The organism is Demequina globuliformis (genome assembly GCF_000975155.1).
In the GTDB taxonomy this organism is placed as follows: Bacteria; Actinomycetota; Actinomycetes; order Actinomycetales; family Demequinaceae; genus Demequina; species Demequina globuliformis.
In genome coordinates, this window is the sequence record NZ_BBRG01000001.1 from 179,487 (window position 1) to 198,591 (window position 19,105).

The window sequence follows — 19,105 nt, forward strand, 5'->3', positions numbered from 1 at the left end:
TTCACGCCTCCTTGATCGCGAGCTGCCCGCAGGCACCGTCAATATCGCTACCACGAGTATCGCGGATCGTGGTCGGAATTCCGTGAGCACGCAGGCGGTTCACGAATTCTCGCTCCACCGCCGGGTCCGAGGCCGTCCAGATGGACCCCGGGGTCGGGTTCAACGGGATGGGATTCACATGCACCCAGCCTTCCCCGCGGGCATTGAGCTTCTCTCCCAACAGGTCCGCGCGGTGGGCGTGGTCGTTCATGTCGCGGATCAGGGCGTACTCGATCGACACGCGGCGACCGGTCGCGTCGAAGTAGCGACGGGCGGCGTCGAGGGCCTCATCCACTGACCAACGCGTGTTGATAGGGACCAGCTCGTTGCGCAGCTCGTCGTCCGGCGCGTGAAGGCTGAGCGCCAGCGTCACCGGGATGCCTTCCTTGGCAAGCTTGTCGATGGCCGGCACGAGCCCCACGGTCGACACCGTGACGTGCCGCGCGGACAGGCCAAAGCCCTCGGGAGCTGGCGTCGTCAACGCGCGCACCGCGCCCATGACGGCCTTGTAGTTCGCCAGCGGCTCGCCCATGCCCATGAAGACCACGTTCGACATCCGGACAGGCTCGCCGCCGAGTTCGCCATCGCGAGCGGCGCGGGCCGCCATACGGACCTGCTCGATGATCTCCGCGGCAGACAGGTTGCGAGTGAGGCCCATCTGGCCGGTGGCGCAGAACGGACATGCCATCCCGCACCCGGCCTGGCTCGTCACGCACAGCGTCGCGCGCTCGGGATACTTCATGAGCACGGACTCAACCTTGACATTGTCGTGCAGGCTCCACAGCGTTTTGCGCGTGGCGCCACCGTCAGCGACCAGCGACGTCACCTGGGACAGCAGTGGCGGGAAGAGCGCTTCGACGACCTCTCCGCGGCTGCCGGCCGGGAGATCCGTCATCTCCTCAGCGTCATTGGTCAGGTGCGTGTAGTAGTGATGCGACAGCTGCTTGGCGCGGAACGCGGGTTGCCCCAGTTCGCGCACAGCGTCTTGGCGTTCCTCGCGGCTGAGGTCGGCGAAGTGGCGCGGCGGCTTGCCACGCTTGGGTGCCGCCATCTGCAGCAAAGGTCGGTCCGTCATGAAGCTCCCAAAAACAGTGCGAAGACGACGTAGCCTGCGGGGGCGGCCACGACGATCGAGTCCAGTCGGTCCATGATCCCACCGTGACCGGGGATCAGCCCACTCATGTCCTTGACCTGGATGTCGCGCTTGAGCGCGGACTCGGCCAGGTCGCCGAGCACACCCGCGAGGGCACAGGCCAGGCCAACGCAGGCGCCAATCCACCACCGCTGGTCAAGCGTGAACCAGGCGGCGACGGCAGCGGCCACGGTACCGAGGATGATGCCGCCCGCAAAACCCTCCCAGGTTTTCTTGGGACTCACCCGCGGCGCCATGGGATGTTTACCAGCAATGATGCCGGCGGCGAGCCCTCCGGTGTCGTTGCCGACCACCGCGATCACGAGGATCAACACCCGTGCCCAGCCGTGGTCAGCAGTCTCCATCAAAATGAGGAAACTGGCGAGGAAGGGGATCCACATCAAGGTGAGGATTGAGGCCATCGAGTCGGCCATGGTGTTCGCGACCCGCTCGTCTACGACTCGCCACGCGACCACGCCAGCGCAGCCGACCAGCAGTGCCACGACCAGGCCTTCAGGCCCGCCCGTCCACGTCGCGACCCCCATGCCGGCTGTGGCCAGCAAGATGGGGATGATCGACACCTCGCGCGAGCTCGTGGCGAGGGCGGTCTTCCACTCGTACGCCGCACCCATGCACACCAGGGTCAGCGCGATAGTAAACGCGAGGGGGCTCCACCATGCGATGAACAGCGCCGCGATCAAAATAGTCAGGCCGACGGCGGTGGCCACCGGCATATTGCGCCCACCCTTGCGGGCAACGGGTGCGACCTGGGGTACCGGCGTTTCCACCGCAGGCCCAATCCGCGGGTCAATTGCGTCACCGTCGACGCCTTCGTCGGGGACGTCCGCCTCTGCCCGTGCGCGCTCCTGAGCCTGCCGGACCTCCGCTGCGGTACCAACATGCGGTGCTGTCGCGACGGCCGCGGTGGACCCGGCCGCATGCTCAGCCCCGGCATCGGCCCCGTGCAAAGACGGCAGCCCGGTGCCAGTCAGATGCTGGGGAACGAACGAGGTCGGCGACGAGGCAGGAATCTCCTCATGCGGGGACTTCCGCCGTCGAAAGATGCTCATGAATGGCGCCGCCGGACCTCGTACACGAGGTCAAACCTCGAGCAGCTCGCTCTCCTTGGCGGCCAACAGCGCGTCCACGGCGTCAACGTGCTTCTTGGTGAGGCCGTCGAGCTCCTTCTCCGCGCGTGCACCCTCGTCCTCGCCGACCTCGCCGTCCTTCACGGCGCCGTCGATCAGATCCTTGGCCTTGCGGCGCATGTTGCGGATCGTCACGCGAGCGTCTTCTGCCTTGGACTTCGCCAACTTCACGTAGTCGCGGCGACGCTCCTCAGTGAGCTGGGGCATATTGATGCGCAGAACCGTGCCGTCGTCCGAGGGGTTGACACCCAAGTCGGAGTTCCGCAGCGCGGTTTCAATGTCCTTCTTCGCGGAAGCATCATAGGGAGAGATGAGGACCATGCGCGGCTCAGGCACGGAAATCGAGGCGAGCTGCTGCAGCGGCGTGGGAGCGCCGTAGTAGTCGATCGCGATGTTCGCGAACATCGCGGCCGAGGCCTGGCCGGAACGAATACCAGCGAAGTTGTCCTTCGCGACATTCACGGCGCGGTCCATGTTCTCCTCTGCGTCCAGCAGAATCTCGTCAATCACGTGCGTCTCCTTAAAAGTCTGCCAGCGCCGCGTTAGGCGGTGACCAGCGTGCCGATTCTCTCACCCAGCAGGGCGCGGGTCACGTTGCCGGGCGCCTCGAGCCCGAACACCAGCATGGGAAGCTCGTTCTCCATGCACAGCGAGAAGGCGGCAGCGTCCATGACCTGCAGGTTCTTCGCCAATGCCTCGCGGTAGGTGATGTGGGTCAGACGCTCGGCGTCCGGGTCCACGCGTGGGTCTGCCGAGTACACGGCGTCCACACCGTTCTTGCCCATGATGACTTCCGTGCAACGGGTCTCGAGCGCACGCTGCGCGGACACCGTGTCCGTCGAGAAGTACGGCATGCCGGCGCCGGCGCCGAAAATCACGACGCGACCCTTCTCGAGGTGGCGCATGGCGCGGCGCGGGATGTAGGCCTCAGCGACCTGGCCCATGGTGATCGCGGTCTGGACGCGCGTGTCCACGCCTGCCTGCTCAAGGAAGTCTTGGAGGGCGAGGGCGTTCATGACGGTACCCAACATGCCCATGTAGTCGGCGCGCGCACGCTCCATGCCGCGCTGCGATAGTTCCGCACCGCGGAAGAAGTTTCCGCCGCCCACCACGATGCACACCTGCACACCTTCGTTGACGGCGTCCGCGATCTCGCGTGCGATACGCGCAATCACATCGGCGTCGAGCCCGACGGACCCACCGCCGAAGGTCTCACCTGAAAGCTTCAGCAGAACGCGCCGCTGCGCCGGAGAATTCTCCTCGCCCGTCGTCATGTCACTGTCGTCGGGCATGGAGTTCCTCCTTGGCGTAGCGGCGCGTTACTAATGCTGAATGATGGGTGTGGGTCAGGCTCCCACACGGAAGCGAGCGAACGTGGTCACCGCGCCGCCCGTGCTCTCGATGACCTTGCCGACCGTGGTCTTGGGGTCCTTCGCGAACGCCTGGTCCACCAGGGTGTTCTCCTTGAAGAAGCCGTTCAGGCGGCCCTCCACGATCTTGGGCAGGGCAGCCTCAGGCTTACCCTCACCCTTCGCGGTCTCCTCGGCCACGCGGCGCTCGTTCTCGACGGTCTCCGCCGGAACGTCCTCGCGAACCAAGTAGGTGGGCGAGTAGGCAGCGATGTGCATCGCGATGTCGCGAGCAACCTCACCGGCCTTCGCGTCCGAACCGACCAGGACGCCCACCTGTGCGGGGAGGTCCTTGTTGGTGCGGTGCAGGTACTCGGTCACCACGGGTGCCTCGACGCGCGCCACGCGACGCAGCACGACCTTCTCACCCAGCGTGCCGGCAGCAGCGTCGATGTACGCGCCCACGGTGGTGTCCTCGATCGAGGCCTCCAGCGCGGCTTCAGCGTCAGCGGCACCTGCCGCCGCAACAGCGGCGAGCACGTCGTTAGCGAGGGTGATGAACTTGTCGTTCTTCGCGACAAAGTCCGTCTCGGAGTTGAGCTCGATCAGCGTGCCGACCTGGCCGCCGTCCACGTCGGCGATCGACGCGACAACGAGGCCCTCAGACGCCGAACGGCCCTCGCGCTTAGCGACGCCCTTCAGGCCCTTGACGCGGAGAATGTCGACGGCCTTGTCCAGGTCGCCGTCTGCCTCGTCGAGTGCCTTCTTGACGTCGAGCATGCCAGCGCCAGTGCGCTCACGCAGTGCCTGGATGTCGGCAACGGTGTAGTTCGCCATGAAAGCGTTCCTTACTTCTCGTCGGTAGCGGCCTCGGCCTCAGCGGCCTCGGGCTCGTCGGTCTTCTCAGCCTTCTTGGCAGCCGGCTTCTTGGCGGGAGCCTTCTTCGCCGGAGCCTTCTTGGCAGGTGCCTCGTCAGCCTTGGCCTCGTCCTTCGCCTCAGCAGCGGGAGCGTCGTCAGCCTTGGCCTCAGCGGCAGGAGCGTCCTCGTTCTTGCCCTCGAGCAGCTCGGACTCCCACTCAGCCAGCGGCTCGGTCTCGCCCTCAGCGGCGGCCTCGTCACCCTTGGGGGTGTGGCGGATCTTGAGACCCTCAGCGCACGCGTCAGCGATCACGCGGGTCAACAGCGACACGGAACGGATCGCGTCGTCGTTGCCGGGGATGCCGTAGGTGACCTCATCGGGGTCGCAGTTGGAGTCGAGGATGCCGACGACGGGAACGCCCAGCTTGCGGGCCTCGTCCACGGCCAGGTGCTCCTTGTTGGTGTCGACAACCCACACCACGGAGGGGACCTTGCCCATGTCGCGGATACCGCTCAGGACCTTGCTCAGCTTGTCCTTCTCACGACGCATCATGAGGAGTTCCTTCTTGGTGCGTCCCGAACCGGCGACGTCGTCGAAGTCGATCTCCTCAAGCTCCTTGAGACGCGAAATGCGCTTGGAGACCGTCTGGAAGTTGGTGAGCATTCCGCCCAACCAGCGCTCGTTCACGTAGGGCATGCCCACGCGAGCGGCTTCGGTGGCGATGGGCTCCTGAGCCTGGCGCTTGGTGCCGACAAACAGCACGGTGCCACCGTGGGCAACGGTGTCGCGCACGAAGGAGTAGGCGGCGTCGATCTTGCCCAGCGACTGCTGAAGGTCAATGATGTAGATGCCGTTGCGCTCGGTGAAAATAAAGCGCTTCATCTTGGGGTTCCAGCGGCTGGTCTGGTGTCCGAAGTGGACTCCGGAGTCCAGCAACTGGCGCATGGTCACGACGGCCATGGCTGTCCTTATCCGCACACCCATCGGTGTGCCTTGCTTGGGCGGGTGGTTGACCCGCGTTTCGGTTGCCGATGGTTTCCGTGGGGAAACCATCCCTAGCGCCAACGCGTTCACAGCACCGAGCGGACTCGGACCTCGCTGTTCCCGGCGCACTCCCCTGGGGATCAACTCTCCTGGGTAGCGCGAATGGCGCGCGATGTCATCCGGGCATACCGGATGCAGGGTCAATGATAACTGACGAGGGGCACACCACGCGACGTGTGTGCTGCCTGCGGTGACGCGACATCAGGTGACACTCCCGTCCCCAGCAGGCAACCTGACCTTGCCCTGTCCCCATGTGCCATCCAGTGCTCTCGCGATCGGAGGCGCGTGCGTGGTGCGCTGGGGTTATGTCTCGTGCACAGCGCGTCTTTGGAATCGCATCGATAGTGGTCGCCGCCGGCCTTACGTGGGGCGCCGCGTCAGCATCGGCGGCCGATGCCCCGGGTCGCTCGTCCGCGCCCGCACCGGCTAGCGGTGTGTGGGAGCGGGCCGCGACTGGGAGTGAGGAAGGCGTGCCCGCTGAGGGGTTCATCTCACCGATCCAGCCCTTAGTCGTCACGGCGCCGGCACGGGTTCCGGATCAACCGTGGCAGCCGGGCCACCGCGGCATCGACATCGCCTCCCACGTGGACGCCCCTGTGCGCACACCCGCGGACGGTGTCGTGACGTTTGCGGGCACAGTGGTCGACCGCGCGGTGGTCTCCGTGAGGCACGCCAACGGCCTGACCTCCTCCGTCGAGCCCGTACGCGCCACCGTGACGGTGGGTGACCACGTCCCGCGGGGCGCAGAGATTGGTCGCGTCACCGCTGAGCGTGGCCACTGCGCACCCGCGACATGCGTGCACTGGGGCGTGAGACGTGACGACACATACATCGATCCGCTCGACGTCCTTGAGGGCTATGGCCCGGTGCGGCTTTTGGAGGTCGGCTAGCGTAGGGCGACCGGCCGCAGTTAGAACGCGCCCGTCCGCAGGAGCGACTCGCGCAGCTTCTTCACAGCGCCAGAGTGAATCTGCGACACCCGAGATTCCGTCACGCCCAGGATCTGTCCAATTTGGGCGAGCGTGAGGTTGTCGAAGTAGTACAGCCGCAGCACTTCTTGCTCGCGGTCCCGCACGCCCTGGATGGCAGCCGCCAACAACGCACGGGTCTCCTGCGCCTCGACGGGCGACGATGCCTCCGGCAGTGTGAGGTCATGCGTCGCATCGAGTGCACCGCTGTCGCCGCCGGACACCATTCCGTCCAGCGCGGAGATGTGCGACAGCGCGACCTGCGCGCGAACGTGGCGCACATCGCTTGCGTCCCAACCGATCTGCGCGGCGACGTCCTCGTCGGTCACGGGGCGCAGCAAAGTCTGCTCGAGCGCACGGGTGGCCTGTTCTACGGTGCGCGCCTTGGCCCGGACCGATCGGGGAACCCAGTCAGCCGCGCGGAGTTCATCGATGATGGCACCGCGGATGCGCTGCGACGCGTACGTCTCAAATTTGAATCCACGTTCGACCTCGAACTTCTCGACCGCGTCGATCAGGCCAAAGAACCCATACGAGACCAAGTCCGCAAGTTCGACGGTCTCTGGCAGCCGCACAATCATCCGGGAAGCAACCTGATTCACCAGAGGCGAGTAATGAGTGATGATCGCGTCACGCGCGTTCTTGCGTTCCGTCACGTCGCCGTCGCGCATCAACGCCCACGAGTCGGTGAGCGCAGGAGCGGGCGGCCCCGGAGGGGCGACAGGTCGCGCGGCCGTCGCAACTGCGGCGTGGTCTTCGCCGAATGCCTCGACGGTCGTGGTTTCCCTCAGCTCGGTCATCGTTTCCCCTCAAGCACGCGGATGCGCGAGTTGGTATGCGGCCCTCAGCCGCTCGGCGGACACATGGGTGTAGCGCTGCGTGGTCGTCAGGCTGGCGTGACCCAGGACCTCTTGAACCGATCGCAAATCTGATCCCTCCGTGAGGAGGTGGGTGGCAACGGAGTGACGCAACGCGTGCGGCGCCACATCCGGGACACCGGCGGCGTGACACAGGTCGTGGATCACCTGGCGGAGTTGGCGCTGGTCGGCGCGCCCACCGCGCCGGCCGAGCATCAGCGCCGCATCGGTGTGCGTTGTCACCAGCTGCGGGCGGGCGACGTCGAGCCACAATGCCAGCGCACGGGCGGCGGGCACACCGAAGGGCACGACACGCTCTTTGTCGCCCTTGCCAATGACGCGGATGAGGCGGTTGTCGAGATCAACGGAGTCAACGTTGGCGCTCGACAACTCCCCCACGCGCATGCCCGTCGCGTACAGCAACTCCGCGCTGGCCCAGTCCCGTACGTGGAGCGGATCGCCGTCGTCGCACCGCGTGCGAGCCACCTCGAGAAGCGCATCGATATCCGCTGGGGACATGACGTCGGGAAGTACCGACGCGGGGCGGGCAGAGGCGAGGCGAGCCGCCGGGCTTGCAGCGACCCGCTCGGTGGATTCAGCCCACGCGTAAAAAGTCCGTGCTGCCGCGCCTCGGCGCGCCAGCGTAGTCCGCGACAACCGCGCGTTCGCCATCGAGGCAAGCCACGCACGCAGGTCGGGAAGAGTCACCGCCGCGAGTACTGCATCGACATCGCGGCCAGCCGCATCAAGGCCACGCTGGTCAATACCCATGTGGTGGGCGAGATGGAGGAGATCTCCCTGGTACGCGCGCACCGTGTTGTTCGACAGGCCGCGCTGATGGCGCAGGTACCTCTCAAACTGCGCGAGCAGTTCGCTCGCTGGGGGCGCATCGGTGCCGGACATGTCGCCATCGTGGCACCGTCACATCTGTCAAATCAACCCCTTGAGTCACATTTGTCACATCTGCATCGTCTTTTCACGGCGCCGAGAGGTCGCTTAGTGCTTGTTACTGCCGTTTGATGGCGATTGATGGCGTGGCGCCCGCCGGCGCAGCGCGACGCCACAGCCCACCGGCGTGACTCGCCATTCCAGCCATTTCCAGGCGTCCCAACGACATCAGGGCCTCTTGAGTGGTGAGACCAGCGTCCTTCATCACATCTTCGACTGCACTGCCCCGCGCTCCAATCGCGTCGTAGGCCTTGCGATCATGAGCGTGGGCGAACTCGATACCGCCCGGGGGCCCGGCGTTGAGGCCGAGGTCCAGTTCGAGTACCTGCTCGATGGGCTCCACAAGCTCAAGCACGTCTCGCGCACTCGTGCACAGCACCGCCTGCTGGTCACGGATGAGCCGGTGGCAACCGGCGGAAGAAGGCGACGTCGCCGGGCCTGGAATGGCAGCAACGGGCCGCGCCAGGTCGAGCGCATGACGCGCGGTGGACAGCGCCCCGGAGCGGACAGCGGCTTCAACGACGACCGTCGCGGCAGCCGTGGCAATCAACCTGTTGCGCTCGAGAAATCGGGAGCGGTGCGGGGCCGACCCTGGCGGAAACTCGGACACGAGGGCACCGCCGCGGACAATGGCAGCCAGGAGATCAGCATTGCCCGCCGGGTACAGGCGGTCCACTCCCCCGGCGAGGACGGCGACCGTCCTTCCGCCCGCCGCGAGCGCGGCCCGATGGGCTCGCGCGTCGATGCCGTAGGCGCCCCCAGAGATGACCGCGCGGCGCCCGTCGGCGATTCCCGCCGCCACCTCAGCGGTCATGTGCTCGCCGTATGCAGTGGCGGCCCGTGCCCCCACAACGGCCACGCCAGCATCAAAGGACGCCTTCAGATCCGCGTCACCTCGCACCCACAGCACATACGGCTGCTGCTGACCCAGGTCCGCGAGCGCTCGGGGCCAGCCAGGCGCTCCCCTCTCAATGACCCGGGCGCCACAGGCGGATGCCTGTTCACGAAGCCGGCCGGGTTCGCTCCGTTCCCTGCGCGCCTCCCAGCGTTCCACGGCGCGCTCTATCCGCTCCCTGTCCCGCGGCTCCACGCTGGCGGGGAGCGCCACACGCCCATTCGACTGGACCGACTCCTTCCACCACTGAAGCGCCTCCTTGGCACCGACAGTCCCCACGAGCCACTGAGCGATGCGGTCCCCCGGTTCCGCCAGCGCAGACCACGCCACCAAAGCGTCGCCCTCTCCGGGCTCGAGCTCCTGCGCCACCTCCGCAGAGCGCCGGTCACCTGCTCCCTCCCCGGTCACGCCGCCACCCGCGTCCGTAGTGCCATCGCCGTCGCCACGAGGGCGGCGGTCGGCGCTGGCTCACCCGCGAGGTCAGCGAGGGTCCACGCCACCCGCAGGGTGCGATCCGCACCGCGCGCAGTGAGCAGACCCTGGTCGAGCGCCTGCATCATGTCACGCGTCGCACTCGCGGGCGTGTGGTCACGGAGCCACGTCCCGGAGGCTTGCGCGTTCACGGACCACCCCCACTCGCTGAGCCGGCTCGTCGCGACGGCGCGGGCCTGTGCCACGCGTGCGGCGACGTCTGCACTGCTCTCGCCGGCCTCGTCGAAGCCTCGGCGCACTGGGCGCACCTCCACTTGGAGATCGATCCGGTCCAGGAGTGGGCCCGACAAACGTCCGAAGTACCTTCGTCGCGCCACCGGCGCACAGCCACACTCGGACCCGGATCCGAAGTACTTGCCGCACGGACACGGGTTCGCCGCCAAGACAAGTTGAAAGCGCGCGGGGTACCGTGACGCTCCGAGCGCACGGTGGAGCACCACCTCGCCGTGCTCGAGAGGCTGGCGCAGGGTTTGCAGCACTCGGGTCGCAAACTCGGGTGCCTCGTCGAGAAACAACACGCCACCGTGTGCGCGTGAGATTGCTCCAGGACGCGCCCAGGCGCTCCCTCCACCGACGATGGCCGCTGCCGAGGCCGAATGATGCGGAGCCTCAAACGGCGGCCTGCGCATGAGACCACCGTCGGGGTCGAACGTGCCCGCCAGTGAATGCACGGACGTGACGTCGACAGCATCGCGATCGCTGAGGTCGGGGAGGATGCCCGGCAGCCGCGTCGCGAGCATCGTTTTGCCAGCTCCTGGCGGCCCCACCATAAAGAGGTGGTGCCCGCCCGCAGCCGCCACCTCGAGCGCTGCGCGCGCCTCGGGCTGCCCGCGGACGTCCGCCATATCAGCGCCTGGACGCATAGCCGCATCCGGATGGGCAGAGGCCACGGGGCGCCGCTGACTGATCGCCGGGTCCTCGCGCACATCCGCGCATCCATACGCCCGCGCCGCGTGCGCAAGGCTGCGGACCCCTGTCACGCGAGCGCCGGGGATCAGCGCGGCCTCCGCACGGTTCGCCTCGGGCACCACGATCCGCGTCACCCCGGACTTGACCGCTGCGGCGACCGCAGGGAGGATCCCGCGGACCGGTCGCACTCGGCCGTCCAGTCCGAGTTCGCCAATGTGCACGGCGCTGGCAACCTGAGAGGCATCGACGTCTCCCGCAGCGGCCAACACCGCCAGAGCGAGAGCGAGGTCTGTGCCTGCTCCCGACTTAGGCAGGGTGGCCGGTGTGAGATTTACCGTGACCCGACGAGCGGGCCACGTCAATCCCGTCGATCCGCACGCCGCTCTCACCCGATCGCGCGCCTCCGACAGTGCGGCGTCGGGCAAGCCGACGATGGTCAACGACGGCAGTCCTGACGCGACGTGCGCCTCCACCTCGATGACATGCCCCGCCACACCGGTCAGCACGACAGACCTTGTGCGTCCAATCATTCGACGCCCCGCAGGTGCTCCACATTGACCGATGCGTCAGGCCCCACCCGCACAGCGAACACATCGATGCGCACCTGGGACCAATGGCGACCGCTCGCGCCCAGCCACGCGCCAGCAAGCCTGCGAAGACGCGCCAACTTGCGTGGCGTCACCGCCTCCTGGGGCAGACCCGTCGCGCCGGATCTGCGTGCCTTGACCTCAGCAATGACGAGGGTGTCATCCTCGACCCCCACCAGATCAATCTCTCCGTGCTCACACCGCCAGTTGCGAGCGAGCACCCGCCAGCCCCGATCGACCATCCACTCGTAGGCGGCATCTTCGCCGATCCGCCCCACTTGCTGCGCTGTTGTCACCGTTCACCTCCACGTCGAGAGTGGACGCGCGGTGCAGGGGCCTGCCAGCCGTGCACACTAGTTGGTGGACAGCCGTGGTGCGGGGCCTACCTGGGGACGGGGCTCGGCTCTTTGGGCGCGTCTTCGGCGGGCCCGGCACCCGCTCCTGCCGCCGTCTCTCGCGGACCACCGTCTTCGGCCTCTCCCGCGTCATCAGCCAAGCCCGCCTGTCGCACGGCCGCCGCTGCCGCCTCAGCGGCCGTTGCCCCCTCGACCTGGGCATCGGCCCGCAGCAAGAGCGTCGCCGCACCCACCGTGACGACGAGGGCCCCGACGCCCCCCACAATGAACGGCACCTGGAGGCCGGCCTTGGCGGACCACGCACCCACCAACGTCGCCACCGGCATCATTGACCAGGTCACGGTGCGAATCGCACCGATCACGCGACCCATAATGCGGTCCGGCGTCAACACCTGACGCAGCGTCGCCCACGGAACGTTCCAGCTCGAGATGCCGTACGCGCTGATGGCGTAGCCGACCATGGCCAGCCACAGATAAGGAGCAAGCCCCACCACGATCAAACCCACAGCCCCCAGCAGCGAGCCCGCCACCAGCGTGCGCCCGTAACCCCAGCGCCGCATGACCCGTCCCGCCGTCAGCGCGCCAGTAAGCCCACCCACGCCAATGCCGGCGGTGACAAACCCCATTGCCGCATCTGGCACGCCAAACTGTTCGACAAACAGCAAGATGGTGACCGACTGCGCGAGCGCGATGCAGGCTCCCACCGCGCTGGTGACGATCGTGATTGCCCGTAAGTAGCGGTGATTCCATAGGAACCGCATTGCCTCTCGCAACGAGATGGGGTCAGCGCTGTCACCCGGCTCAACCCGCGGGCGTGCCACCGCCACAGGGAGCACAAGCACCAGCACCACGGCGACGACGTAGCCGGCAGACGAGACGACCATGGGCAGTGCCACCGCCACGGCGTACAGAAGACCGCTCACCGGCGTCGCCACGAACATGTCCACGCCGACCTGAGCGGCCTGAATGCGTCCATTCGCACTACCCAGCTGCGGCCGTCGCACCACGGATGGCACCATCGCATTCGTGGCGTTGTCGAACAGTGTCTCGCCCAGCCCCAGCACCACCGTGGCGAGGGCCAGGACCGCGATCGACACGGTTCCAGTCGCGATCGACACCGCTACGCCCGCCGCCGTCACCATGCGCACCACGTTCGCGAGCGCCATCGCATGGCGGCGGTCCATGCGGTCCACCAGCATGCCGGCGGGGACACCGAAGAACAGCCACGGAACGTACACCAGCGCCGTCAGCAGTCCAATCGCCATAGGGTTCGTCGTCAACGCCACCGCGGTGAGGGGGATCGCGAGGCGGCCGATGCCGTCCGCGAGGTTCGAACTGATCGCTGCAGTAAAGAGCGTAGAGAAGTTGCGGCCGAGGCCCGTCTCGCTCATGACTCCTCCTGGCCGGCGCCAACCACCGGGAACACATTGATGTGAGTCGCGACGCGACGTGCATTCGGGGGGTCCTCCCGTTCGCGCAGCGGCTCGAGGAACGCACTCAGCGCGTCAGCAAGGTGCTCCGACAGCGCCGAGGTCTCCTCGACGGTGAGCGCCACCATCGCTGACGAGAACATGGAGGCATCAACCCACGGCGAGTCGCCGTTTGCCTCGCTGTGGCGCAAGAACTCGTCGACTCGGCGTGCACGCTGGTCGGCGAACTGCCGGGCGACTTGCATCGCCGCGCGTTGCGAAGCGCTGTCTCCCGCCATGTCCGACGCGGCGATGGTCATGCCGCCAGGGACGGGGCGCCACCACCGCTCGCGTCCGCCCGCGTGAGCCGGGTCGTCCTCGATGTACCCGTGCCGCGCGAGTTGGCGGAGGTGGTAACTGGTCGCGCCCGATGACTCCCCGAGTTGCTCGGCGAGCTGGCTGGCCGTGGCGGATCCCGCGGCGATCAGCGCGTCGAATAACTCGACCCGGAGCGGGTGCGCGAGGCCCTTCAGTGCGGCGGCGTCAACGTGGCGTTGCGATGTGCTCATGGGGCGAGAGTACGCTTACAAAGCTTTCTTTGCAATAGTTTCTTTGCACGGAATCGAGCGAGCGCTCGCGCGGCGCCACCTAAGGGGGAAAGCCGGCCGATGGGGAGAACTAAACGCCACCGCCACCGCCAGGCGCTGCGTGCATGTGAGTGCCGGAAATCGCCGCGATCCCGGCACTGACATGCACGGACGGTGGGGCGGGCGACGAGCGCTGGCGGGAGACGCGACGGGCGCTGGCTAGTGCGAGTCAGGCTTGTGGTGGTGCTGGATTTCCTCGACCTTGTGATCGAGCTCATCCGCATACGCGCGGGCCTCATCGCGGAGGTCTTCGAGGATCACCTCGCGCACCTCATCCGTGACGGGAGCACCGTAGTCCGACTCGAGCATGCCGTCACTGTCACCCACCACCACCTCACGCTCAGTGGACGTGCGTAGTGGCACCTCCTTGACGAACATGAGGAGCACCATCGCCACGAGGGTCAGCGGCGCCAGCCATCCGAGCACCGGGGCAATCGCATCGTTATACGAGCTCACGACGATGTCGTGGTACGGGTCTGGCAGGCCCGCAACAATCTCCGGAGTGATGGAGTTGAAGTCCTGCCCCGAGCTTTCCACGGCATCCGCAGGCAGCCGCTCCCCCAACAGGCCAGTGAGATTGGCGGTGAACATCGACCCCACAAAAGCCGCGCCGAGCGATGCGCCAATCTGCCGGAAGTAGTTGTTTGACGATGTGGCCGTGCCGACCACCTTGAGCGGGAAGGTGTTCTGCACGACGAGAACGAGGTTCTGCATCGTCATCCCCAGGCCCATACCCAAGATCGCCAGGTACAAGCACGTGAGCCAAATGGGCTCGTCCCACACCATCGTGGACATGAGAAACAGCGCGATGCTTGCGGTACCAGCACCCGCGATGAGCAATCGCTTGTACTTCCCTGTCCGTGTCACGGCACGCCCGGCAATGATCGACGTGACGAGCATGGTGCCCATCATCGGCACCAGCAGCAGCCCCGCCACCGTCGCGTTGACGCCCGTGACCATCTGCATGTACGTGGGCATGTACGTCAACGTGCCGAACATTGCCACGCCGATGAGCAGTCCAGCAGCGGTGGTGAGCACAAAGTTGCGCTTGCGGAAGAGGTCCAGCGGCAGCACGGGTTCGGCCGCGCGACGCTCGACTGCGACGAAGGCCACTGCCGACACCACCGTCAGCGCGCACAGGCCAATAATCATGGGCGAGACCCAGTCGTACTCGTGACCGCCCCACGACGTCGTGAGCACGAGCGACGTGGTCGCGATCGCCAGCAACATCATGCCCGCAACGTCCACCTTGACCTTGCGGCGCTCGACCTTGGGCGGGTGAAGGAAGAACAACACGGAACCGATGGCGAGCGCGCCCATGGGCAGGTTGATCCACAAGCACCACTGCCACCCAATGGTCTCCGTGAACCACCCACCCAACAGCGGACCGGCGACCGATGAGAACGCGAAGACCGAGCCCAACACGCCCATGTAGCGGCCGCGTTCGCGCGCGGGAATGACGTCCGCGATGATCGCCTGCGACAGGACCATCAGGCCGCCACCTCCGATGCCTTGGATGGCGCGGCCGATGATGAGCTCAGGCATGTCTGAGGCGAGCGCGCCCACCACGGAGCCTGCGATGAACACCGCGATGGCGCCAATCAGCAGGCCCTTGCGGCCAATGAGATCGCCGAACTTTCCGTAGAGCGGCATCATGATCGTCGCCGCGAGGATGTAGGCCGTCGTGACCCACAGCATCAGGTCCACGCCACCGAGATCTCCCACAATGGTGGGCAGCGCCGTGGCGAACATGGTCTGGTCGAGCGCAGACAGCAGCATGGCTGTCATCAGCCCGACGAACATCGGGAGAATGCCGGTCCGGGGCTTCGCGGGCGCTGTCGTCATAGTCGCCACACTAGCCAGCGGGCCCGCATCGCGCGCGGGTTAGCGTCCGCGGATCACCCGAATGTCAGGCATGGCGTCATCTTGTGCCAGCTCCTCGATATTGACGTCCTTGAATGTGACGACCCGCACCGTCTTGACCAGGCGCGCTGACCGGTACACGTCCCACACCCAGGCGTCGGTCATATTGACCTCGAAGTAGACGTCGGTGCCGGCTGACCGCACGTTGAGGTCCACCTTGTTGCACAGGTAGAAGCGTCGTTCGGTCTCGACCACGTACTGAAACAGCCCCACGATGTCGCGGTATTCGCGGTAGAGGGCCAGTTCGGCCGCGGTCTCGTAGTTTTCGAGGTCGTCACTGCTCACCCCACCATCTTGGCGGGCGGCCACGCATTGCGCCCGATGGCGCGCCGCGACAGCGGGGTCAGTCTCCGTGCGGCGCCGGAAGAGACCAGCTGCGCCGGTGGAAATCGGTGGGGCCTCGATCGCGGATGGCGTCCAGGTGGGCGGCGGCGCCGTAGCCCTTGTTGCCTGACCATTGATAGTGCGGGTGCGCCTCGTGCGCCGCCACCATGATCGCGTCGCGCTCAACCTTGGCAAGGATGGACCCGGCCGCGATGGACGCGCACAGATCATCACCCTTGATCACCATCGTCACCGGCGGCGGCACGCGTGAGATGAGGGCCGATGCCTCGGCGTGCGCTTCGTACTCCGGCTCACGGTCACTGGCGGATTGCGCCGCATCAAAGAGGTCGACGGGAGGAGGGGTGAGCCAGTCGTGCTTGCCGTCGAGCACGATGGCATCCACAACGACGCCAGCGCCTGCGATCTGGGCGAGTGCCCGGTGGCCGGCAATGCGAAGTGCGGCGACGATCCCGTGCGCGTCGATTTCTGCCGGGCTCGCGTGGCCTACCGCGCGCGCGAGCCCAAAGCCAGTGCCGTCGTGTTGGGCGAGAGCGAGAAGCATGTCTTCGCGCTTGGCAGCGCTCAGTCGCTTCGAGTCTGCGAGGCCAGCCGGCCACGTGTGGCACGGCGCGACTGCGCATACGCCGACTGTGACGGGGCCAGCGAGCGCGCCGCGGCCTACCTCGTCGATGCCTGCAACGACGCGGGCGCCCGCATCCCACAGGACGCGCTCGTGCTCAAGGGAGACAGCCATGGGCTAGTCGGCGACGACGTCGGGGTCCTCGTAGGGGTTGCCGATGCCGTGGAAGTGCTGCAAGGGCCACACCGTTGCGAATGCCGTTCCCACGATCGAATCGATCGGCACCGCCCCGCCGCCGGGATTGCCCATGTGCGCTCGAGAGTCAGCGCTGTTGGGGCGATTGTCGCCCATGACCCAGATGTAGCCGTCCGGCACCGTCGCCGTGAAGTCCGTCAAGGACGGCGCAGTGCCCTCGGGAAGGTACGGCTCATCCAAAGGCTCGCCGTCGACGGTGATGTTGCCGTCTGCGTCGCAGCAGACCACGGTCTCGCCTGGCAGCCCCACCACCCGCTTGACGAGGTGGGTGCCGGCGTCCTCGGGCAAGAGCCCGGTGAAGGTGAGAACGTTCTTGCCGGCGCGCTCCCAAGTCGAGTCATCGGCGCCGTCGTCAGGAGGCGCCAGCCAGCCCCCCGGGTCTTTGAAGACCACAATGTCTCCGCGACGCAGGTCAAGGGGGTCGGGGCGCCACTTGGTCACGAGGATCCGGTCGTTCTCTTGCAGGGTCGGATCCATCGAGGCGGACGGGATCCAGAACGACTGGAAAAAGAAAGTCTTGAGGATGAGCGACAGCGCCAATGCGCACAGCACAATGACGAGGAGTTCCTTGACAAACCCCCACAGACGCCGACCGGCGGAGGGCGCAGAGCCCTCCGCCGGTGCTGGCGACGCGTCGCTGATGATCAGTTCTCGCGCTTCTCGCGGATGCGAGCTGCCTTACCGCGCAGGTTGCGCATGTAGTACAGCTTGGCGCGGCGGACATCGCCGCGGCTGACCAGCTCGATGTGGTCGATCGTGGGAGCGTGCACCGGGAAGGTGCGCTCGACGCCCACGCCGAACGAGATCTTGCGGACGGTGAAGGTCTCGCCGATTCCCTGGCCCTGGCGACGCAGGACAAAGCCCTGGAACACCTGGATACGGGAGCGGTTACCTTCAACGACCTTGACGTGCACCTTGACGTTGTCGCCAGGGCGGAAGTCGGGGACGTCGTCGCGGACCTGGCCCGCGGTTACGTGGTCAAGCTTCTGCATGACTTCTTACTCCTACGCACACGCCACAGGTCCTGCACGCACTCTGCCTTACGGCCTAGTTCAGTGATGGCGTCGAAGCGGGATGTGCTGGAACCCCCTGTGGCAGGCCGTCAGCCCCGCTCGCACCGAAGATCTATTGTGCCACATCCGCGTCGCCGTCACCGAGCAAATCCGGTCGACGTTCGCGCGTCCTCGCGAGCTGCTGCTCGTGGCGCCACTGGGCGATCTTGCCGTGGTGACCGCTCAGCAAGACGTCAGGAACCTCGAGTCCGCGCCACTGTGCCGGGCGGGTATAGCTGGGGTACTCGAGCAGCCCGTCGGAGTGCGATTCCTCCACGATCGACTGCGCGTTGCCCATGAAGCCTGGGATCAGCCGGGTGATGGCCTCGATCATCGCGACCACCGCGACCTCTCCCCCGTTCAGCACGTAGTCGCCCAGCGACACTTCGCTCACACGGAACCCAGCGCTCGCGTAATGCTCCGGTACGCGCGCATCGATCCCCTCGTAACGGCCGCAAGCGAAAACGAGTTGGGGCTCGTGAGCGAGCTCGGCGGCCATCGCCTGCGTGAACGGGCGGCCCGCCGGGGTGGGTAGCACCAGGTGAGCCCCCTCCTGCATGACGTCGTCCAGGGCCGCACCCCAGACATCGGCCTTCATCACCATCCCAGCGCCGCCGCCAAATGGAGCGTCGTCGACCGTGCCGTGCACGTCACTGGTCCAGTCGCGTAGGTCGTGCACGCGCGTGTCCACCAGCTCCTTCGCGCGCGCCTTTCCCAAGAGCGACAGGTCAAGGACGGAGAAAAACTCGGGGAAGATCGAGAGGACGTCAATCCTCATGCGCGCGTCTCCCCCGTTTCCTCCGGCGACTCACCGTCGAGGAGTCCATAGGGAGGGGTGACGACGACCCGCTGTGTCTCGAGGTCGACCTCGACGACGAACTCGTCGACGAAGGGAATCATGGCCCGCCGTCCGCTCGGCTGTGTGACGACCAGCAGGTCCTGCGCGGGCATGCTGAGGAGGTCCACGACCTCGCCCACGCGCTCCCCTGACGGACGTTCCACCGTGAGTCCCACCAGCTCATGCACATACCAAGCGTCGTCCTCATCCGACTCATCCCCGTCGATGACGAGCTCCGTCCCGCGGGCGGCGTCGGCCTGCTCGCGGGTGGAAATCTCGTCGAAGCGCAGGTACCAACGCCCGGCTTGCGTGCGCACGTGGGCGATGGTGAGCGGGCCTGCGGTAGCGGGCTCCGTCTCGTAGGCCTCTCCCGGCACGAGTCGCTCTTCCGGGATGTCGGTGCGCACCTCAACGGTGACCTCACCCTTGAGCCCGTGGGCACGGCCGATGCGGGCAACAGTCAACTTCATGGGTCCAGCGTAGAGCCCCGGCG

At 66.6% G+C, this 19,105-nt stretch carries 21 protein-coding genes; 1 reads left to right on the forward strand and 20 read right to left on the reverse strand.

Going from position 1 to position 19,105, the window contains the following annotated elements; translation table 11 throughout:
• Window position 1 precedes the first annotated feature (1 nt).
• The 6 genes from rlmN to rpsB are packed head-to-tail and all read right to left on the reverse strand — an operon-like array spanning window position 2 to window position 5,488.
• Complete coding sequence (gene rlmN / locus AOP75_RS00820; RefSeq protein ID WP_062076495.1) at window positions 2–1,114, reverse strand: dual-specificity RNA methyltransferase RlmN; 1,113 nt, start codon at window positions 1,112–1,114, stop codon at window positions 2–4.
• Complete coding sequence (locus AOP75_RS12465) at window positions 1,111–2,241, reverse strand: phosphatidate cytidylyltransferase (protein WP_062076496.1); 1,131 nt, start codon at window positions 2,239–2,241, stop codon at window positions 1,111–1,113. The genes rlmN and AOP75_RS12465 overlap by 4 nt, the downstream gene beginning before the upstream one ends.
• A gap of 30 nt (window positions 2,242–2,271) precedes the next feature.
• A complete protein-coding gene (gene frr / locus AOP75_RS00830; protein ID WP_062076497.1) occupies window positions 2,272–2,829 on the reverse strand; it encodes a ribosome recycling factor in 558 nt (185 codons plus the stop codon).
• A gap of 32 nt (window positions 2,830–2,861) precedes the next feature.
• On the reverse strand, window positions 2,862–3,611 hold the full coding sequence (gene pyrH / locus AOP75_RS00835) for a UMP kinase (protein ID WP_236683050.1): 750 nt from the start codon (window positions 3,609–3,611) through the stop codon (window positions 2,862–2,864).
• Between the two features lie 54 nt (window positions 3,612–3,665).
• Complete coding sequence (gene tsf, locus AOP75_RS00840) at window positions 3,666–4,505, reverse strand: translation elongation factor Ts (RefSeq protein WP_062076498.1); 840 nt, start codon at window positions 4,503–4,505, stop codon at window positions 3,666–3,668.
• Between the two features lie 11 nt (window positions 4,506–4,516).
• Complete coding sequence (gene rpsB / locus AOP75_RS00845) at window positions 4,517–5,488, reverse strand: 30S ribosomal protein S2 (RefSeq protein ID WP_062076499.1); 972 nt, start codon at window positions 5,486–5,488, stop codon at window positions 4,517–4,519.
• 389 nt (window positions 5,489–5,877) lie between these two features.
• Between rpsB and AOP75_RS00850 the strand changes: the two genes are divergently transcribed.
• Window positions 5,878–6,462 carry a M23 family metallopeptidase gene (locus AOP75_RS00850; RefSeq protein WP_062076500.1) on the forward strand — a complete coding sequence of 195 codons (585 nt, stop codon included), beginning with the start codon at window positions 5,878–5,880 and terminating at the stop codon, window positions 6,460–6,462.
• 20 nt (window positions 6,463–6,482) lie between these two features.
• Here AOP75_RS00850 and AOP75_RS00855 read toward each other — a convergent pair whose 3' ends face one another.
• The 14 genes from AOP75_RS00855 to rimM form a co-directional block, all read right to left on the reverse strand.
• A complete protein-coding gene (locus AOP75_RS00855) occupies window positions 6,483–7,340 on the reverse strand; it encodes a FliA/WhiG family RNA polymerase sigma factor (RefSeq protein ID WP_062076501.1) in 858 nt (285 codons plus the stop codon).
• Between the two features lie 9 nt (window positions 7,341–7,349).
• Window positions 7,350–8,300, reverse strand: a complete 951-nt coding sequence (locus AOP75_RS00860; RefSeq protein ID WP_062076502.1) for a tyrosine recombinase XerC — start codon at window positions 8,298–8,300, stop codon at window positions 7,350–7,352.
• A 103-nt stretch (window positions 8,301–8,403) separates the two neighbouring features.
• Window positions 8,404–9,648, reverse strand: a complete 1,245-nt coding sequence (dprA, locus tag AOP75_RS00865; RefSeq protein ID WP_062076503.1) for a DNA-processing protein DprA — start codon at window positions 9,646–9,648, stop codon at window positions 8,404–8,406.
• Window positions 9,645–11,171: a YifB family Mg chelatase-like AAA ATPase gene (locus tag AOP75_RS00870; protein ID WP_062076504.1), complete on the reverse strand. Its 1,527-nt coding sequence runs from the start codon at window positions 11,169–11,171 to the stop codon at window positions 9,645–9,647. Before AOP75_RS00870 ends, dprA begins: the two co-directional genes overlap by 4 nt.
• Complete coding sequence (locus AOP75_RS00875; protein ID WP_062076505.1) at window positions 11,168–11,524, reverse strand: YraN family protein; 357 nt, start codon at window positions 11,522–11,524, stop codon at window positions 11,168–11,170. Before AOP75_RS00875 ends, AOP75_RS00870 begins: the two co-directional genes overlap by 4 nt.
• A gap of 86 nt (window positions 11,525–11,610) precedes the next feature.
• Window positions 11,611–12,975 carry an MFS transporter gene (locus AOP75_RS00880; protein WP_062076506.1) on the reverse strand — a complete coding sequence of 455 codons (1,365 nt, stop codon included), beginning with the start codon at window positions 12,973–12,975 and terminating at the stop codon, window positions 11,611–11,613.
• Complete coding sequence (locus tag AOP75_RS00885) at window positions 12,972–13,562, reverse strand: ArsR/SmtB family transcription factor (protein ID WP_062076507.1); 591 nt, start codon at window positions 13,560–13,562, stop codon at window positions 12,972–12,974. The genes AOP75_RS00880 and AOP75_RS00885 overlap by 4 nt, the downstream gene beginning before the upstream one ends.
• A gap of 237 nt (window positions 13,563–13,799) precedes the next feature.
• Window positions 13,800–15,485, reverse strand: a complete 1,686-nt coding sequence (locus tag AOP75_RS00890) for an MDR family MFS transporter (protein WP_083966593.1) — start codon at window positions 15,483–15,485, stop codon at window positions 13,800–13,802.
• 39 nt (window positions 15,486–15,524) lie between these two features.
• Window positions 15,525–15,848, reverse strand: a complete 324-nt coding sequence (locus tag AOP75_RS00895; RefSeq protein ID WP_062076508.1) for a DUF2469 domain-containing protein — start codon at window positions 15,846–15,848, stop codon at window positions 15,525–15,527.
• A gap of 58 nt (window positions 15,849–15,906) precedes the next feature.
• Entirely contained in the window at window positions 15,907–16,641 is a 735-nt protein-coding gene (rnhB, locus tag AOP75_RS00900; protein ID WP_062076509.1) for a ribonuclease HII, read from the reverse strand.
• Window positions 16,642–16,644: 3 nt separating this feature from the next.
• Window positions 16,645–17,370 (reverse strand): signal peptidase I, encoded by a 726-nt coding sequence (lepB, locus tag AOP75_RS00905; protein WP_083966594.1) that lies wholly within the window; start codon window positions 17,368–17,370, stop codon window positions 16,645–16,647.
• Window positions 17,367–17,714, reverse strand: a complete 348-nt coding sequence (gene rplS, locus AOP75_RS00910; RefSeq protein ID WP_062076511.1) for a 50S ribosomal protein L19 — start codon at window positions 17,712–17,714, stop codon at window positions 17,367–17,369. The genes lepB and rplS overlap by 4 nt, the downstream gene beginning before the upstream one ends.
• A 133-nt stretch (window positions 17,715–17,847) precedes the next feature.
• Window positions 17,848–18,552 (reverse strand): tRNA (guanosine(37)-N1)-methyltransferase TrmD, encoded by a 705-nt coding sequence (gene trmD / locus AOP75_RS00915; RefSeq protein ID WP_062076512.1) that lies wholly within the window; start codon window positions 18,550–18,552, stop codon window positions 17,848–17,850.
• The gene (rimM, locus tag AOP75_RS00920) at window positions 18,549–19,082 is read right to left on the reverse strand and encodes a ribosome maturation factor RimM (RefSeq protein ID WP_062076513.1); all 534 of its coding nucleotides are present in this window, start codon (window positions 19,080–19,082) and stop codon (window positions 18,549–18,551) included. The genes trmD and rimM overlap by 4 nt, the downstream gene beginning before the upstream one ends.
• Window positions 19,083–19,105: the final 23 nt, after the last annotated feature.

Coding starts and splice junctions, on each gene's coding strand:
- rpsB (WP_062076499.1), bottom strand. CDS start 5,488: ATGGCCGTCGTGACCATGCGCCAGTTGCTGGACTCCGGAGTCCACTTC.
- AOP75_RS00890 (WP_083966593.1), bottom strand. CDS start 15,485: ATGACGACAGCGCCCGCGAAGCCCCGGACCGGCATTCTCCCGATGTTC.
- rnhB (WP_062076509.1), bottom strand. CDS start 16,641: ATGGCTGTCTCCCTTGAGCACGAGCGCGTCCTGTGGGATGCGGGCGCC.
- AOP75_RS00880 (WP_062076506.1), bottom strand. CDS start 12,975: ATGAGCGAGACGGGCCTCGGCCGCAACTTCTCTACGCTCTTTACTGCA.
- pyrH (WP_236683050.1), bottom strand. CDS start 3,611: ATGCCCGACGACAGTGACATGACGACGGGCGAGGAGAATTCTCCGGCG.
- tsf (WP_062076498.1), bottom strand. CDS start 4,505: ATGGCGAACTACACCGTTGCCGACATCCAGGCACTGCGTGAGCGCACT.
- AOP75_RS00860 (WP_062076502.1), bottom strand. CDS start 8,300: ATGTCCGGCACCGATGCGCCCCCAGCGAGCGAACTGCTCGCGCAGTTT.
- rlmN (WP_062076495.1), bottom strand. CDS start 1,114: ATGACGGACCGACCTTTGCTGCAGATGGCGGCACCCAAGCGTGGCAAG.
- AOP75_RS00855 (WP_062076501.1), bottom strand. CDS start 7,340: ATGACCGAGCTGAGGGAAACCACGACCGTCGAGGCATTCGGCGAAGAC.
- rimM (WP_062076513.1), bottom strand. CDS start 19,082: ATGAAGTTGACTGTTGCCCGCATCGGCCGTGCCCACGGGCTCAAGGGT.
- trmD (WP_062076512.1), bottom strand. CDS start 18,552: ATGAGGATTGACGTCCTCTCGATCTTCCCCGAGTTTTTCTCCGTCCTT.
- AOP75_RS00885 (WP_062076507.1), bottom strand. CDS start 13,562: ATGAGCACATCGCAACGCCACGTTGACGCCGCCGCACTGAAGGGCCTC.
- AOP75_RS00850 (WP_062076500.1), top strand. CDS start 5,878: ATGTCTCGTGCACAGCGCGTCTTTGGAATCGCATCGATAGTGGTCGCC.
- AOP75_RS00870 (WP_062076504.1), bottom strand. CDS start 11,171: ATGATTGGACGCACAAGGTCTGTCGTGCTGACCGGTGTGGCGGGGCAT.
- rplS (WP_062076511.1), bottom strand. CDS start 17,714: ATGCAGAAGCTTGACCACGTAACCGCGGGCCAGGTCCGCGACGACGTC.
- AOP75_RS12465 (WP_062076496.1), bottom strand. CDS start 2,241: ATGAGCATCTTTCGACGGCGGAAGTCCCCGCATGAGGAGATTCCTGCC.